A 12,605-nucleotide genomic window follows, 5' to 3' on the forward strand; every position below is an offset into this window, starting at 1 on the left:
ATCATGGCACTCACCCCCGTCCACGAACTGCAAGCGTTAATCCACGACAAAATTGCAGCCGCCCGCAAACAGCCTGAAAGCGAACGTGTGCCGCTGCTGTCGGCGGTGGGGCGCGTGCTGGCGCAGGATGTGGCTTCCACGCTGAACCTGCCGCCTGCCGATATTTCCGCCATGGACGGCTATGCGCTGCCCGGGGCCGCCGCTGCAGGCAGCGAGTGGCAGGTAGTGGGCGAATCGGTGGCCGGGCAGCCGTTTTCGGGCAGCCTGTCGGAGAACGGCTGTGTGCGGATCATGACCGGCGCGGTGGTGCCGCCCGAATGCAGCAGCGTGGTGATTCAGGAAAACGTGCAGTTGCAAGACGGCATCATCCGCCTGGAAAAAGACGCGGCCGAAGGCGGCAACATCCGCCGCTGTGGGGAGGAAATCGCGGCGGGCGAAACCGTGTTGCAGGCGGGGCGGATTCTGCGCCAGGCCGACATCATGCTCTTGGCCGCACTGGGCTATGCCGAAATCGAGGTATTCCGCAAGCTGCGCGTGGCCGTGCTGTCCAGCGGCGACGAACTGCTGGAGCCGGGTGAGGCCAGCAGCCGCACCGACCGCATTTACGACAGCAACCGCCCGATGCTGATGGCGCGGCTGGCCGCGCTGCCGGTGGAGGTAATCGATTTCGGGCAGGTGGCCGACAAGCTGGAAGACGTGCTGCGGATGCTGGATAAGGTGATCCAGCAGGCCGACGTGCTGATTACCACCGGCGGCGTGTCGGTGGGCGATTACGACTTCATGCGCGAGGCCGTGGAGCGTGTGGGCAGCATCCACCACTACAAGGTTGCGCTCAAGCCGGGCAAGCCCTTCGTGTTCGGCCAAATCATGACCACTTGGTGCTTCGGCCTGCCGGGTAACCCCGTGTCCGGCTTTGTCGGTTTTGATATTTTCCTCAAAGCCGCACTGTGGCAGCTCTGTGGTGCGGCCGACATCCCGCCGCCGCTGCGCTTTGCCGCCAAACTGTCCGAGCCGGTAACGAAGAACCACAGCCGCACCGACATCCAGCGTGCTATCATCAGCCGCCAAGAAGACGGTACTTGGCTGGCCGCGCCCTGCGGCCGCCAGGATTCGCACCGCATCTATCAGGTCAGCCGCGCCAATGCTTATCTGATCATCCCCGCCGAAAGCGGCTCGCTGCCGGTGGGGGCGGAAGTAACCGTACAGCCGTTTGACGAAGCGTTTCTGTAAACACGCTTCAGGCTACCTGAAAAATATTTACGGGTTCCCCAAAGCCGGCCCTTAATTTTCAGGTAGCCTTGATACCCAAACACAAAAATAAATGCCGAACACACATCAGAGACCCGCGCCATGACCGCCCAACCCCCGCTCACCGACCCCTACCAACGCCGCCTCAGCTACCTGCGGCTGTCGGTTACCGACCTGTGCAACTACCGCTGCACCTACTGCCTGCCCGACGGTTATCAGGGCAAAGCCAAGCCCGACGAGCTGACCCTGCCCGAAATCCAAACCCTGGTAAACGTATTCGCCGCCGCCGGCACACGCAAAATCCGGCTCACCGGCGGCGAGCCCACCCTGCGCCGCGACCTGGCCGACATCATCGCCGCCTGCAAAGCCAACCCGCTGATTGAAAATGTGGCGCTCACCACCAACGCCTTCCGCCTGGCCAAACTCTTCCCCGCCTACCGTGCCGCCGGGCTGGACAAAATCAACATCAGCATCGACAGCTTCGACCCCGACACCTTTTTCCAAATCACCGGCAAACGCGAATGCGCCAACATCCTGCGCGCGCTCGACGGTATTTTGGATGCAGGCTTCTACGGCGTGAAAGTGAACACCCTGCTGCTGCGCCGCTATGCCGAGCGCACGCTGGCCGACGCGCTTGCCTTCGTGCGCGCCCGCCCCGTTACCCTGCGCTTCATCGAGCTGATGCAAACCGGCGACAACGGCGCCTTCTTCAACAGCCAGCACCTCTCCGCCGCCGAAATCGAGCGCGGCCTGCAAGAGCAGGGCTGGCAGCTTGCCCCGCGCCTGCCGCACGCCGGCCCCGCACGCGAATATTTCCACCGCGATTTCGCCGGCAGCATCGGCTTCATCGCCCCGTATAGCGAAGACTTCTGCAAAAGCTGCAACCGCCTGCGCGTGACCGCCCAAGGCAAAATGCACCTCTGCCTGTTCGGCGGCATCGCCTACGATTTGCGCCCCTTCCTGCGCGCTGGCAATGCCGAAGGCCTGCGGCAATACCTGCACCAAACCATCGCCGAAAAGCCCGAACACCACTATCTGCACGACAAAAAAGTCGGCCTCATCACCAACCTGTCCATGACCGGAGGCTAAACCATGCACCGCGCCGCGCCCGAATTCCGCCCCTTCCGCATCCACCTGCTCACCGTTACCGACACCCGCAGCCCGAAAGAAGACGGCAGCGGTAATTATTTGGCCGAAGCCCTGCAAAACGCCGGCCATGTGCTGCACGCGCGCGAATGGTGCCGCGACGAGCTGTATGACATCCGCGCCCGCGTGTCCGTTGCCATTGCCGAGCCGGACACCGATGTAGTGTTGATTACCGGCGGCACCGGCATGTTCGACCGCGATGTCACCCCCGATGCGGTGGAAATCCTGTTCGACAAAGCCATCCCCGGCTTCGGCGAAGTGTTCCGCGCCGTGTCTTTGCAGGAAATCGGCATGTCCACCATCCAATCCCGCGCGGTGGCGGGCATCGCCAACCGGACGCTGATTTTCTGCCTGCCCGGTTCCACCGGCGCCTGCCGCACCGCCTGGGAAAACATCATCGCCCCGCAGCTCGACCCGCGCATCAACAGTTGCGGCTTCACCCGCGTGCTGAACGCGTGGGGCAAATAAAACAATGGATTCCACGGCGGCACAGCGGGAACCGCTGCTGATTTTGTGCGGCGGGCTGAGCCGGCGCATGGGCAGCCCCAAACCCTTGCTGACCTACCGCGGCGTACCGCTGATAGAGCGTTTGGCTGCGGCGGCGCAACGCCCGCTGTGGCTGGCGGCGGCGGGGCAGCGTTTCCCCCGTCTGCCGCAGGCGCACTATCTATCCGATGCCCTACCTGAACGGCAGGGCGCCCTGTCCGCCGTCCTGCCCGCGCTGGAATGGGCGGCGGGGCAGGGCTACGGCGGCGTGTATGTGCTGTCTTGCGATACGCTGCTGCTACCCGAGCAGGTGGCGGATTGTTTGCAGCAGGCGCGAAACAACGCGGCGTGGTATGGCGGTGTGGCGGCTTTGCAGGACGGAGAACGGGTGTATCCGCTGCTGGCGCATTGGTCGGCGGCGCTGGTCGAACCGCTGCGGCAGTATTTGGAAAGCGGGCAGCGCCGCGTTACAACGTGGCTGGAAACCGTGCCGTTTGCCGCCGCGCCGCTGTCGGCCGAGTGGCGGCCGTTGTGCAATTTCAACACGCCGCAGGAGTTTGAGCAGGCGGTGGTGCAGGCGGAGCGGCTGGAGTGGGAATAACGTTTCCGGCTGGCTGAAACGGATGTTTTTCAGACGGCCTGAGCAGGGGGGCTGAAGCCCGTCATTTGAGCGTATCGATAAAAGATTGGCGGGCTGAAGCCCGCCCTACGCAACCCAACAAAGCCACCGTTTATTTTGCATATTGATATTTTTCAGGTAGCCTTTACAGCAGGTGCACATTAAGGGGCTACCTGAAAATTTCAGGCCGTCCGTTTTCAGACGGCCTTCAATGAGTTTTTACACAAGGACAAGATTTTGCTGACACATTTAGACCGACAAGGCCGCAGCAGCATGGTGGACGTGGGCGACAAAGCCGTGACCCGCCGCGTGGCCGCAGCCGCCGGGCGCGTGGTGTTCCCGCCCGAAGTTTATGCCCGAATCCAGGCCGCCAACGGCCAAACCGCCAAAGGTGCGATTACCGAAGTGGCGCGGCTGGCGGGCATCATGGCGGCGAAAAACACCGCCAACCTGATCCCGCTGTGCCACCCGATGATGCTGGAGCGCTGCAAGCTGGAGCTGGCCTACGACGATGCCGCGCACAGCCTGAACATCCGCGCGGAAGTGGCCGTGAGCCACAAAACCGGCGTGGAAATGGAAGCGCTCACCGCCGTGTCCGTGGCCGCGCTCACCGTGTACGACATGACCAAGGCCTTGAGCCACGACATCCAAATCCAAGACATCCGCCTGGTGCACAAATCCGGAGGCAAACATGAGTTCAACCGTTGAAATCACCGTGCTGTATTTCGCCGCCCTGCGCGAACAGGCCGGCAAAGAGCAGGAAACGCTCGCCGTTGCCGCAGGCAGCACCCCCGCCGCGCTGTATGAACAGTTGGCGCGGCAATATAATTTCAGCCTGCCGCAGGAGCGTATCCGTGCGGCGGTAAACCACGCCTTTGCCGATTGGACGCAGCCGCTGGCCGAGCGCGACATCGTGGCCTTCATCCCGCCCGTGGCCGGAGGTTGAAATGTTTGATTTGACCGAACAAGCCATCGACAGCCAAGCCCTGCGCCAAAGGCTGCTGGACAACGAGCAATGTGGCGCCTTCCTCAGTTTTGAAGGCTGGGTGCGCCGCCAAAACGACGGCCGGCGCGTGGATTATTTGGTGTACAGAGTGTACGAAGAGCTGGCGCGCCGCCAGGGGCAGGCCGTAATCGAAGAGGCCAAACGCCGCTTCGGGCTGGCAGAAGCCGTGTGCGTGCACCGCCACGGGCGGCTGGAAGTGGGCGACATGGCCGTGTGGGTGGGCGTCACCGCCGGCCACCGCGACGCAGCCTTCGCCGGCTGCCGCTTCATCATCGACACCGTAAAGGCCGAAGTGCCGATTTGGAAACAGGAGTTTTACAGCGATAGCGTGATCTCCGCCTGGCCGGATAACCAAACGGCCGATGCCAAGCGACGGCAGTTTTGATAACGCCCGCATCGGAAAACCGGCGGGCCTTTGCAAAGATTCAGGCTACCTGAAAATACGGCTGCAACGAAATGCAGTCGGGTTTCAGGTAGCCTGTTTGCTTTCAACCAACCAGGCTGCCTGAAAACTTGATCGGCAAGGAAATTAATATTTCCGCTTGGCGGAAATGCCGTTTCCCTTTATTCCGGCTTTGTTTTGCCTACGTTGAAGTTAATGTTTTAGGCAGGTTGCTCAAACCCGTCGGCCGGGTTTTTGCCCAATCGGCACACTGGCGCCGAATCTTTTGTCCAATGTGCACTATCGCCTTGAGCCAGCGGCTGAAAATCGGATAAAATAGCAGGCAGAAAGAGCGGCTTTCCTGCGCCGCCAACCGTATTTCGAAAGCAGAAAATCATGCAAGGCTATCAACTCAACCCGAAAGAAACTTTGGGCGGCATTGTGGTGGAAGATGCCGATCAGCAAATCGTTCAGCTCAACCTGCAAAAAGGCAACGAAGTGCCGCCGTATTCCGCCGAAGCCATCATCACTGTGGTCGTGCTGGCCGGCGCGGCTCGCGTGAAAACTGAGCAGGGGCACATTGATTTGCACCCGATGAACCTAGCGCGCATCGAGCCGGGCGAAACGCACGTGATCGAAGCTTTGGAAAACGACACTTCAATTTTGGTTGTGAAACAGCTGTGTTACAACGCGCTGCTGAATAAAAAGCTGCGCTTCGGTCAGTGCTGTTTATAAAGTTTGTTTTGCCGCATCGGATTCCCGCTTAGGGTTTGATGGGGATTTTTGAAGTTTGTTTGTAGTTTGTTTGAAAACACAGTCCGCAAGGGCTTTTATTTGGAGATATAAACCATGATTAAAGGGATTCAAATCACCCAATCCGCACAACATCCTGCTTTGGCACGTTCTTTCTGGCTGCTGGACGATGAAACCCAGCAAGCCCGCTGCTTGTGCAGCAACGACGAGCGTTTCGCCGCCGACCAAGTGGTTGCCCTGAGCGAGCTGGGCGACGTGAGCTATGAAGAAGTGCCCGTTGATGCACACATTCCGCCGAAAGTGGAAGGCGGCCAGCACCTGAACGTGAACGTGATGACCCGCGAAATGCTGGAAGACGCCGCGGCCAACCCCGACAAATATCCGCAGCTCACCATCCGTGTGTCTGGCTATGCCGTGCGCTTCAACTCCCTGACTCCGGAACAGCAGCGCGACGTGATCACCCGCACTTTCACCCAGCATATGTAAGCTGGGCGGTAAGTTAAAAAAGGCTACCTGAAAATTTTCAGGTAGCCTTTTTATGTGGGCGGCGGGAGATTGTTTCCAAGTAGGGGCTACCTGAAAACGAAACTGTCGGCTTGCCCGCTAAAAATAGTTGGGTGTTTCCCTATATCGATAACATTGCGGCTTGCTTTCATTCCCGGGCTGTTCGCAGAACCCATATTTTTCACAACGGATACCTAACTTTCTTTCTCCATCCAGCCAGCAATAGAGATCGCATCCAGAAAGCGCATGAACATTGATCCATCGATAATATTGACTATCCATTACACTGACAACTTCAGGGCGTGGTTCTTGGGGAGCATATAGTTTCTCATCTACCCCCATAAATCTAGGCATATTCTCTAACCGTGAATAAATATCAACTTCAAGATTAGCCGGACGGCCATGCAGGGTCTTGTCAAACTCCACCTGCTGCCAGCGGCCATTGATGGCTTGGTATTGGCGATACGGAAAGGTATCGTTCCAGTCGTAACAAGGTCCCATCTGAATAATCAAATTCCATACCCCTTGCTTATCCCGATCCAAAACCATCAAATGCCACTTATCCGACCATTCCGGCGGAATATCCAGCCCTTTGGCGTCAATCACGCGGATGCTTTGCTTCGTCAGGCTGTCCCTTGTTTCCCAATTGGCAGAACGTTCGGTAAGAATTACCGTGCCGTCGCTGAGGCGCACTTCTTCCTGCCAAGTGCGTGGCGGATCCGGGCTGAAGAGGACGTATTTGGCGGCAAGGATAAACAGCCAGACGAAAAAGGGCGCGCCGATTAAGAAAAACAATGCTTTCTTCATGATGTTCTCCTTGTTTGGTGAGAAAGGCTACCTGAAAACGTAATGCAGTGAAGTTTCTGCGCAGCGAAATTTTCAGGTAGCCTTTTTGTTTGCCAGAGTTTATTTCCGGGCAAACCCGCGCTGTTGCAGGAAGGGCAGGATGTGCGGGCGCAGGGGTTTGGCCAGGGTGTTGGCGATTTGGCGCGTCCAATCGAGGTCGAGGCCGCTGCGGGCTTGGTAGTAGGCGGCGAGCTCGCGGTCGTAGGCTTCGAGGGTGTTGGGGCTGCATTCGCGGTAGCGGTTTTCGCTCACGATGGCTTCCAGCGGCAGGCGCGGGCGGTAGAGGGGCTGCTGGGCGGGGTGGCCTAGGCACATGCCGAACAGGGGCACGGCGGTGTCGGGCAGGCCGAGGGCTTCGGCTGCGGCGGCGATGTCGTTGCGCAGGGAGCCGATGTATACGCCGCCCAGGCCGAGCGATTCGGCGGCGAGCAGCACGTTTTGCGCGGTGATGCCTGCATCCACAGCGCCGAGCAGCAGGGCTTCGGTGTAGTCGGTTTGGATGTCGGGCACGAGGCGGCGATGTTTGCTGTAGTCGATGCAGAATACGAGGAATTCGGGGGCGATGCGGACGTATTCTTGATCGGCGGCGATGTGGCAGAGGCGTTGGCGCAGGGCGGGATCGGTAACGCGGATGATGTGGATGCACTGCATGAAGCTGGAGGAGGAGGCGGCACGGCCGGCTTCGAGGATGGCTTGCAGTTGTTCGGGTGCGACGGGTTCGCCGGTGAATTTGCGGATGGAGCGGTGGGCAAGGGCGGTGGCGAGTGTGGGCTGGGAGGGGAGGATGGGGGCGGGCATGATGAAGTCCTTTGGTGGGAGGGGGAGGAAGATTTCAGGTAGCCTTTCAGGGGTTGCGGCTACCTGAAAAAAGTGAGGTGTGTTGTTTGGCGGCAAATCTTGGTTTTACTGTTTTCCCGCAGGAGAAGCGATGGCTGCGGGCAAATGATGATTTTCAGGTAGCCTGCGGCGGGGTTGGGGCTACCTGAAAATTATTCGGGCAGGGGGCTGATGCTGATCTGCTCGATGCGCTGGCCTTCTTTGCTGCTCACGGTGAAGCGCCAGCCGTGGTAGTCGAGGGTGTCGCCCACGTTGGGCAGGGTTTGCAGCTCTTCCATCATCAGGCCGGCCACGGTGTGGTAGTCGGCGTCTTCTTCGGGCGGGGGGAGGCCGAGCTGGGGGGCGAGCTCGGCGTATTCGAGGCTGCCGTCCACCATGAGGGTGTTGCCGCCCTCGGCGGGGGAGCCTGGCTGCGCTTGGCGTTCGAAGGCTTCGGGAAACTCGCCGGCGATGGCTTCGAGCAGGTCTTTGGTGGTAACCATGCCTTGCACGGCACCGAATTCGTCTACCACTAGGGCGTAGTCGGCGCTGCTTTGGCGGAATTGTTCGATGGCGGAGAGGGCGTTGGTGCTGTCGGGCAGGATGAGGGGCTGGCGCAGGGCGGCTTGGATGTCGAGCTCTTGGCCGGCGAGGAGCTGATTGAGCAGGTCTTTTTTGTTGATGTAGCCCAGGGGTTCGTCGGCACCGGCCTTGCCCACCACCAAGAGGCGGGAGTAGGGCGTGTTTTGCAGCTGGGCGTATTGCTGTTCGCGGCTTTGCGAGAGGTCGAGGCGTTCAATGTCGCGGCGGGGCACCATGATGCCGGGCAGGGGGCGCTCGGCGAGGGTCAGCACGCTGCGGATCATGGATTTTTCGTTTTCTTCAAAATGGCTGTCGTCGCTGCCTTCTTCGCCTGCTTTAGCCAGCATGGTTTCGCGGATGCCCATCATGCCGAGCACGTTTTCGGCAGTGCGGCGGCGCCAGGAACGGCTGCCGTAGGCGTTTTTGTCGGTGTTGCGCTGGGAGATTTGGTTGAACACTTCAATCAGCACGGAGAAGCCGATGGCGGCATACAGGTAGCCTTTGGGGATGATCACGTGGAAGGCTTCGGCAATCAGGCTGAAGCCGATCATCAGCAGGAAGCCCAGGCAGAGCATCACCACGGTGGGGTGGCGGTTCACAAAGTCGGTGAGCGGCTTGCTGGCCCAAATCATCAGCGCCATCGCCACCACCACGGCGGCCATGGCGATTTGGATGTGCTGCACCACGGCCACGGCGGTAACCACTGCGTCGATCGAAAACACGGCATCCAACACCAAAATCTGCACCACCACGCCCCAAAACGGCGAATGCTGTTTGCGCCGGTCGGTGTCGGATACGGCGTAGTGGTTGGCGCCTTCGAGCCGCTCGTGCAGCTCGGTGGTGGCTTTGTAGAGCAGGAAGAGGCCGCCGAGGAACATGATGATGTCTTTGCCGGCCACTTCCAGCCGCCCCAGCGCAAACAGCGGGGCGGTGAGCTGCATGATGCGGCTCATGAAGGCCAGCATCAGCAGGCGCAGCAGCACGGCCAGCATCAGCCCGGTAACGCGGGCGCGGTCGCGCTGGGCGGGGCGCACCTTGCCGGCCAAAATGGCCACGAACACGAGGTTGTCGATGCCGAGCACGATTTCGAGAATAATCAGCGTGGCGAAGCCCAGCCAGGTTACCGGGTCGGCCAGCCAGGAGAAATCCATGAATGCAAGTCCTTGATAAACGAATGATAAAAACAAGCAAAGGCTACCTGAAAAAATTCAGGTAGCCTTTAGCGCAATATGCGGGGAGCCGCAGCAGCAGCGGCAGGCTCGGGTTCTAAGGGGGCGGGGGAAGGGGAGTGCATATCGGCGCAGGAGAAAAAAGACGGGACAAGTTTAGCAGATTGCGGCGGCTTGCGTAATACGGCTACACCACCGGCCGCTGCCGGTAGAACAGCAGCCCGGGCAGCGCCAGGCCGAAAGCCAGCGCGCCGATCACAAAGCCCGCCTTCAGGAAATAATCCACCGTTTGCACCAAAAGCTGCTCGGAAAAGCCCTTGTGGTTCATCTGCACCAGCGCAATCATCGCCTTATACACATACACCCCCGGGATCATCGGGATGATGGAAGCCACGGTGAACACTTTCGGGTGCGCCTTATAGCGCTGCGACAAATACACCCCGATGAAGCCCACCAGCGAAGCCGCGCACAGCGTGGCCAAACCCTGCGACATGCCCCAATGCATCAGCAGCGTGCGCGTGCCGTGCCCCAGCGCGCCCAAGTAGGCGCAGTATTTCAAGGCATTGCGCGGCACGTTGAACAAAATCGCAAAACCCACGGCGGGGATGGCGGCAAAAAACATATCGTCCAGCAAATTCAGCAGCATGGCTCACTCCCAAGCGGAAACGTTCAGCAGGCTCAAGGCCAGCACGATGCCCAGGCAGGTGCTGAAGGTAAGCACCGTGGCCACCGCCCAACGGCTCATGCCCATATTCACATGGCCTTTCAAAATATCGGCCAGCGAATTGATCAGCGGCACTCCAGGCACCAACAGCAGCACGCTCGAAGCCATTGCCACTTCCGGGCGCGCACCCCAGCCATATTTCAGCGCCATGCCCGACACCATGGAGGCCACAAACGCCGTGACCGCAAACACCACCGCCGGATTGTATTGCCGCGCCGACAGCATCTGCCGCACCCACATGCCGCAGGCCGACGCGACAAACGTGATGCCGCAAATCAGCGGGTCGCCGCCGGAGAGGTGGGCGAAACTGGCGCAAGACAGCCCCACCATCAGCACCACTAAATAGCGGTTGTATTTCACCGGCTTCACCGCATCCAACAGTGCGCGCACCTGGTGCACGTCGTATAGCCCCTGCTCGGCGGCGATCACAATGTGCTGCACCACGGTGATCACCGACATATTGATGCCTTTGTCGAAATTCTTGCGCGTGGTGGTGATGCAGTGGTTGTTGCAAAGGGTGGTGATCACGATGGCGTTGGGTGTGAGCGCGCATTCCACGCTGTCCATGCCCAGCGCGCGGCCGAGGCGGAAGGCGATTTGGTCGATTAGCGTGCTTTCCGCGCCGTATTGCAGCAGCAAAAGTGCGGCGTGGATACACAGGCGGGTGATTTCCTGCTGCTGCTCGTGGCTGATGGGGGGAGTGGCGGTATCGGGGGAGGGAGGGGGCGTCATCTTAATAAACCGGAGTGGGAGAAACAGATTGAGATGGCGTGCGGAAGCGGCCGGGCAGCCGGTTGTTTTGATTGTGATGGGGAGGCGGATTATACCGCAAGCACCATAGGGCAGCCACTTGGTGAAGGGAAGGCTACCTGAAAAGGAACGAGCGGATTTCTGCGCAGCAAAAACGATTGAAGCAGGTTTCTGCGAAATTAAAACATCAGTCGGATTTTCAGGTAGCCTTTTGTGGGAGGGAGATAAAGGCTACCTGAAAAATGCAAACTGTTTTCAGGTAGCCTTCCGATGCAAGACAATGCTGCTAACTAACTGCCTACGCAAAAAATTTATTTTTCAGGTAGCCTCAGAGCCCGCCGTAGGAGTGCAGCCCGCTGAGGAACATATTCACGCCCACAAAAGCGAAGGCAGTGATGAAAAAGCCGATAATCGCCCACCAGGCCAAGAGCCGGCCGCCCCAACCGCGCACCAAGCGGATGTGCAGCCAGACCGCATAGTTGAGCCACACCACCAGCGCCCAAGTTTCTTTCGGATCCCAGCTCCAATAGCGCCCCCAGGCATCCGCCGCCCACAGCGCGCCGAGCACGGTGGCGATGGTGAAAAACAGGAAACCGATGGCCACGGCCTGATACATCACCTCCTCAATCACCTCTGCTTCCGGCAACCGCAGCGCAGGGCGGCGCAGCTTCATCAGCTCGGCCACGCCCAAAAACGCCGCCAGGCAGAACGCGCCGTAGCCGATGAAGTTGGCCGGCACGTGCAGCTTCATCCACCACGACTGCAAAGCCGGAATCAGCGGCTGAATCTGTTGTGCGTTGCGGCTGAAGGTGTACCACAGCACAAAGCCCACCAAAATCGTTTGCAGGGCATACACAAACACGCCCAGCCGCTGCAATTTGAACTTGCCCTCGTAATACAAAAACAGCAGCGCAGTGATCACGATAAACAGGATAAACACTTCATACAGATTGGAAATCGGGATGTGACCGTTGCCCGGGCTGAGCAAATAGCTCTCGTGCCAGCGCACCAGCATACCGGTGAAGCCGGCCACGGCGGCCGCCCAAGCCAGGTAGCGCGCGATGCGCAGCAGCGGTGTGGCTGGCGCATCGGAGGCAATGCCGCCGGCCGCAGGCCGTTTGCCGCCGAGCAGGCCTAGCGCGTAGCACAGCCAGGCCATCGGCACCAGTGCGCACAGCCAGCCGATGGCCGATTGGCTGGCCAGGAAATAGCGCAGCAGGAAGCGTTCGCCGTTGGCCATCTGCCCGGCATAAAGCTGCGTGGCGGCATAAGCGAGCGCGATGCACAGCGGGATAAACCAGCGCAAGGGTTTGTCGAACCAGCCCAAGGCGACAGCTGCCGCCGCGCTGCCCCACAAAATGCACACTTCATATGCATCCATGCGGTGCGGCAGCAGAATCTGCACCGCGGCGGCGATGGCGAGCATGAGGGCGGCAAACAGCCAGTCGGCCCAAGAGAGGCGTTTCCAGAAGCGGCGCTCCTGCAAGAGTTCGTGTGCCGGCAGCTCAGGCGGGGCGTAGGCGTCGTGCGCCTGGGCCTGTGCCATGGCGGGCGGCTGTGGCAGCACGCGGGAG

15 protein-coding genes are annotated in these 12,605 nt (G+C 59.9%); 9 read left to right on the forward strand and 6 right to left on the reverse strand.

Annotated elements, in window-relative coordinates:
• The first annotated feature begins 3 nt into the window (after positions 1-3).
• From H9Q10_RS02215 to grcA, 9 genes are all read left to right on the forward strand, one after another.
• A complete protein-coding gene (locus H9Q10_RS02215) occupies positions 4-1,230 on the forward strand; it encodes a molybdopterin molybdotransferase MoeA (RefSeq protein ID WP_197902416.1) in 1,227 nt (408 codons plus the stop codon).
• A 120-nt stretch (positions 1,231-1,350) separates the two neighbouring features.
• A complete protein-coding gene (gene moaA / locus H9Q10_RS02220) occupies positions 1,351-2,337 on the forward strand; it encodes a GTP 3',8-cyclase MoaA (protein WP_197902417.1) in 987 nt (328 codons plus the stop codon).
• A 3-nt stretch (positions 2,338-2,340) separates the two neighbouring features.
• Complete coding sequence (gene moaB, locus H9Q10_RS02225; RefSeq protein WP_197902418.1) at positions 2,341-2,862, forward strand: molybdenum cofactor biosynthesis protein B; 522 nt, start codon at positions 2,341-2,343, stop codon at positions 2,860-2,862.
• A gap of 4 nt (positions 2,863-2,866) precedes the next feature.
• A complete protein-coding gene (gene mobA / locus H9Q10_RS02230; protein ID WP_197902419.1) occupies positions 2,867-3,481 on the forward strand; it encodes a molybdenum cofactor guanylyltransferase in 615 nt (204 codons plus the stop codon).
• 252 nt (positions 3,482-3,733) lie between these two features.
• Positions 3,734-4,207, forward strand: a complete 474-nt coding sequence (moaC, locus tag H9Q10_RS02235) for a cyclic pyranopterin monophosphate synthase MoaC (RefSeq protein ID WP_197902731.1) — start codon at positions 3,734-3,736, stop codon at positions 4,205-4,207.
• Entirely contained in the window at positions 4,191-4,445 is a 255-nt protein-coding gene (gene moaD / locus H9Q10_RS02240; RefSeq protein WP_197902420.1) for a molybdopterin converting factor subunit 1, read from the forward strand. Before moaC ends, moaD begins: the two co-directional genes overlap by 17 nt.
• A 1-nt stretch (position 4,446) precedes the next feature.
• Complete coding sequence (locus tag H9Q10_RS02245; protein WP_197902421.1) at positions 4,447-4,890, forward strand: molybdenum cofactor biosynthesis protein MoaE; 444 nt, start codon at positions 4,447-4,449, stop codon at positions 4,888-4,890.
• Positions 4,891-5,283: 393 nt separating this feature from the next.
• A complete protein-coding gene (locus H9Q10_RS02250; RefSeq protein WP_197902422.1) occupies positions 5,284-5,622 on the forward strand; it encodes a cupin domain-containing protein in 339 nt (112 codons plus the stop codon).
• Positions 5,623-5,736: 114 nt separating this feature from the next.
• Complete coding sequence (gene grcA / locus H9Q10_RS02255) at positions 5,737-6,126, forward strand: autonomous glycyl radical cofactor GrcA (protein WP_197902423.1); 390 nt, start codon at positions 5,737-5,739, stop codon at positions 6,124-6,126.
• A 117-nt stretch (positions 6,127-6,243) separates the two neighbouring features.
• Here grcA and H9Q10_RS02260 read toward each other — a convergent pair whose 3' ends face one another.
• The 6 genes from H9Q10_RS02260 to ccsB all read right to left on the reverse strand — a co-directional run bounded on the left by H9Q10_RS02260 (position 6,244) and on the right by ccsB (position 12,577).
• Complete coding sequence (locus H9Q10_RS02260; protein WP_197902424.1) at positions 6,244-6,951, reverse strand: hypothetical protein; 708 nt, start codon at positions 6,949-6,951, stop codon at positions 6,244-6,246.
• 99 nt (positions 6,952-7,050) lie between these two features.
• Complete coding sequence (gene nfsA, locus H9Q10_RS02265; protein ID WP_197902425.1) at positions 7,051-7,788, reverse strand: oxygen-insensitive NADPH nitroreductase; 738 nt, start codon at positions 7,786-7,788, stop codon at positions 7,051-7,053.
• Between the two features lie 191 nt (positions 7,789-7,979).
• On the reverse strand, positions 7,980-9,539 hold the full coding sequence (locus tag H9Q10_RS02270; protein WP_197902426.1) for a TerC family protein: 1,560 nt from the start codon (positions 9,537-9,539) through the stop codon (positions 7,980-7,982).
• Between the two features lie 205 nt (positions 9,540-9,744).
• Positions 9,745-10,203 carry a threonine/serine exporter family protein gene (locus H9Q10_RS02275; protein WP_197902427.1) on the reverse strand — a complete coding sequence of 153 codons (459 nt, stop codon included), beginning with the start codon at positions 10,201-10,203 and terminating at the stop codon, positions 9,745-9,747.
• Between the two features lie 3 nt (positions 10,204-10,206).
• Entirely contained in the window at positions 10,207-11,013 is an 807-nt protein-coding gene (locus H9Q10_RS02280) for a threonine/serine exporter family protein (RefSeq protein WP_197902428.1), read from the reverse strand.
• Positions 11,014-11,359: 346 nt separating this feature from the next.
• A complete protein-coding gene (gene ccsB, locus H9Q10_RS02285) occupies positions 11,360-12,577 on the reverse strand; it encodes a c-type cytochrome biogenesis protein CcsB (protein ID WP_238480126.1) in 1,218 nt (405 codons plus the stop codon).
• Between the last annotated feature and the right edge of the window lie 28 nt (positions 12,578-12,605).

The sequence above is a fragment of the Eikenella glucosivorans genome, assembly GCF_016025525.2.
GTDB classification, from domain to species: domain Bacteria; phylum Pseudomonadota; class Gammaproteobacteria; order Burkholderiales; family Neisseriaceae; genus Eikenella; species Eikenella glucosivorans.

What these genes read in the sequence shown, in the direction of transcription:
- H9Q10_RS02215 (WP_197902416.1), top strand. Translation starts at nt 4, where the DNA reads ATGGCACTCACCCCCGTCCACGAACTGCAAGCGTTAATCCACGACAAA.
- moaA (WP_197902417.1), top strand. Translation starts at nt 1,351, where the DNA reads ATGACCGCCCAACCCCCGCTCACCGACCCCTACCAACGCCGCCTCAGC.
- moaB (WP_197902418.1), top strand. Translation starts at nt 2,341, where the DNA reads ATGCACCGCGCCGCGCCCGAATTCCGCCCCTTCCGCATCCACCTGCTC.
- mobA (WP_197902419.1), top strand. Translation starts at nt 2,867, where the DNA reads ATGGATTCCACGGCGGCACAGCGGGAACCGCTGCTGATTTTGTGCGGC.
- moaD (WP_197902420.1), top strand. Translation starts at nt 4,191, where the DNA reads ATGAGTTCAACCGTTGAAATCACCGTGCTGTATTTCGCCGCCCTGCGC.
- H9Q10_RS02245 (WP_197902421.1), top strand. Translation starts at nt 4,447, where the DNA reads ATGTTTGATTTGACCGAACAAGCCATCGACAGCCAAGCCCTGCGCCAA.
- H9Q10_RS02250 (WP_197902422.1), top strand. Translation starts at nt 5,284, where the DNA reads ATGCAAGGCTATCAACTCAACCCGAAAGAAACTTTGGGCGGCATTGTG.
- grcA (WP_197902423.1), top strand. Translation starts at nt 5,737, where the DNA reads ATGATTAAAGGGATTCAAATCACCCAATCCGCACAACATCCTGCTTTG.
- H9Q10_RS02260 (WP_197902424.1), bottom strand. Translation starts at nt 6,951, where the DNA reads ATGAAGAAAGCATTGTTTTTCTTAATCGGCGCGCCCTTTTTCGTCTGG.
- nfsA (WP_197902425.1), bottom strand. Translation starts at nt 7,788, where the DNA reads ATGCCCGCCCCCATCCTCCCCTCCCAGCCCACACTCGCCACCGCCCTT.
- H9Q10_RS02270 (WP_197902426.1), bottom strand. Translation starts at nt 9,539, where the DNA reads ATGGATTTCTCCTGGCTGGCCGACCCGGTAACCTGGCTGGGCTTCGCC.
- H9Q10_RS02275 (WP_197902427.1), bottom strand. Translation starts at nt 10,203, where the DNA reads ATGCTGCTGAATTTGCTGGACGATATGTTTTTTGCCGCCATCCCCGCC.
- H9Q10_RS02280 (WP_197902428.1), bottom strand. Translation starts at nt 11,013, where the DNA reads ATGACGCCCCCTCCCTCCCCCGATACCGCCACTCCCCCCATCAGCCAC.
- ccsB (WP_238480126.1), bottom strand. Translation starts at nt 12,577, where the DNA reads ATGGCACAGGCCCAGGCGCACGACGCCTACGCCCCGCCTGAGCTGCCG.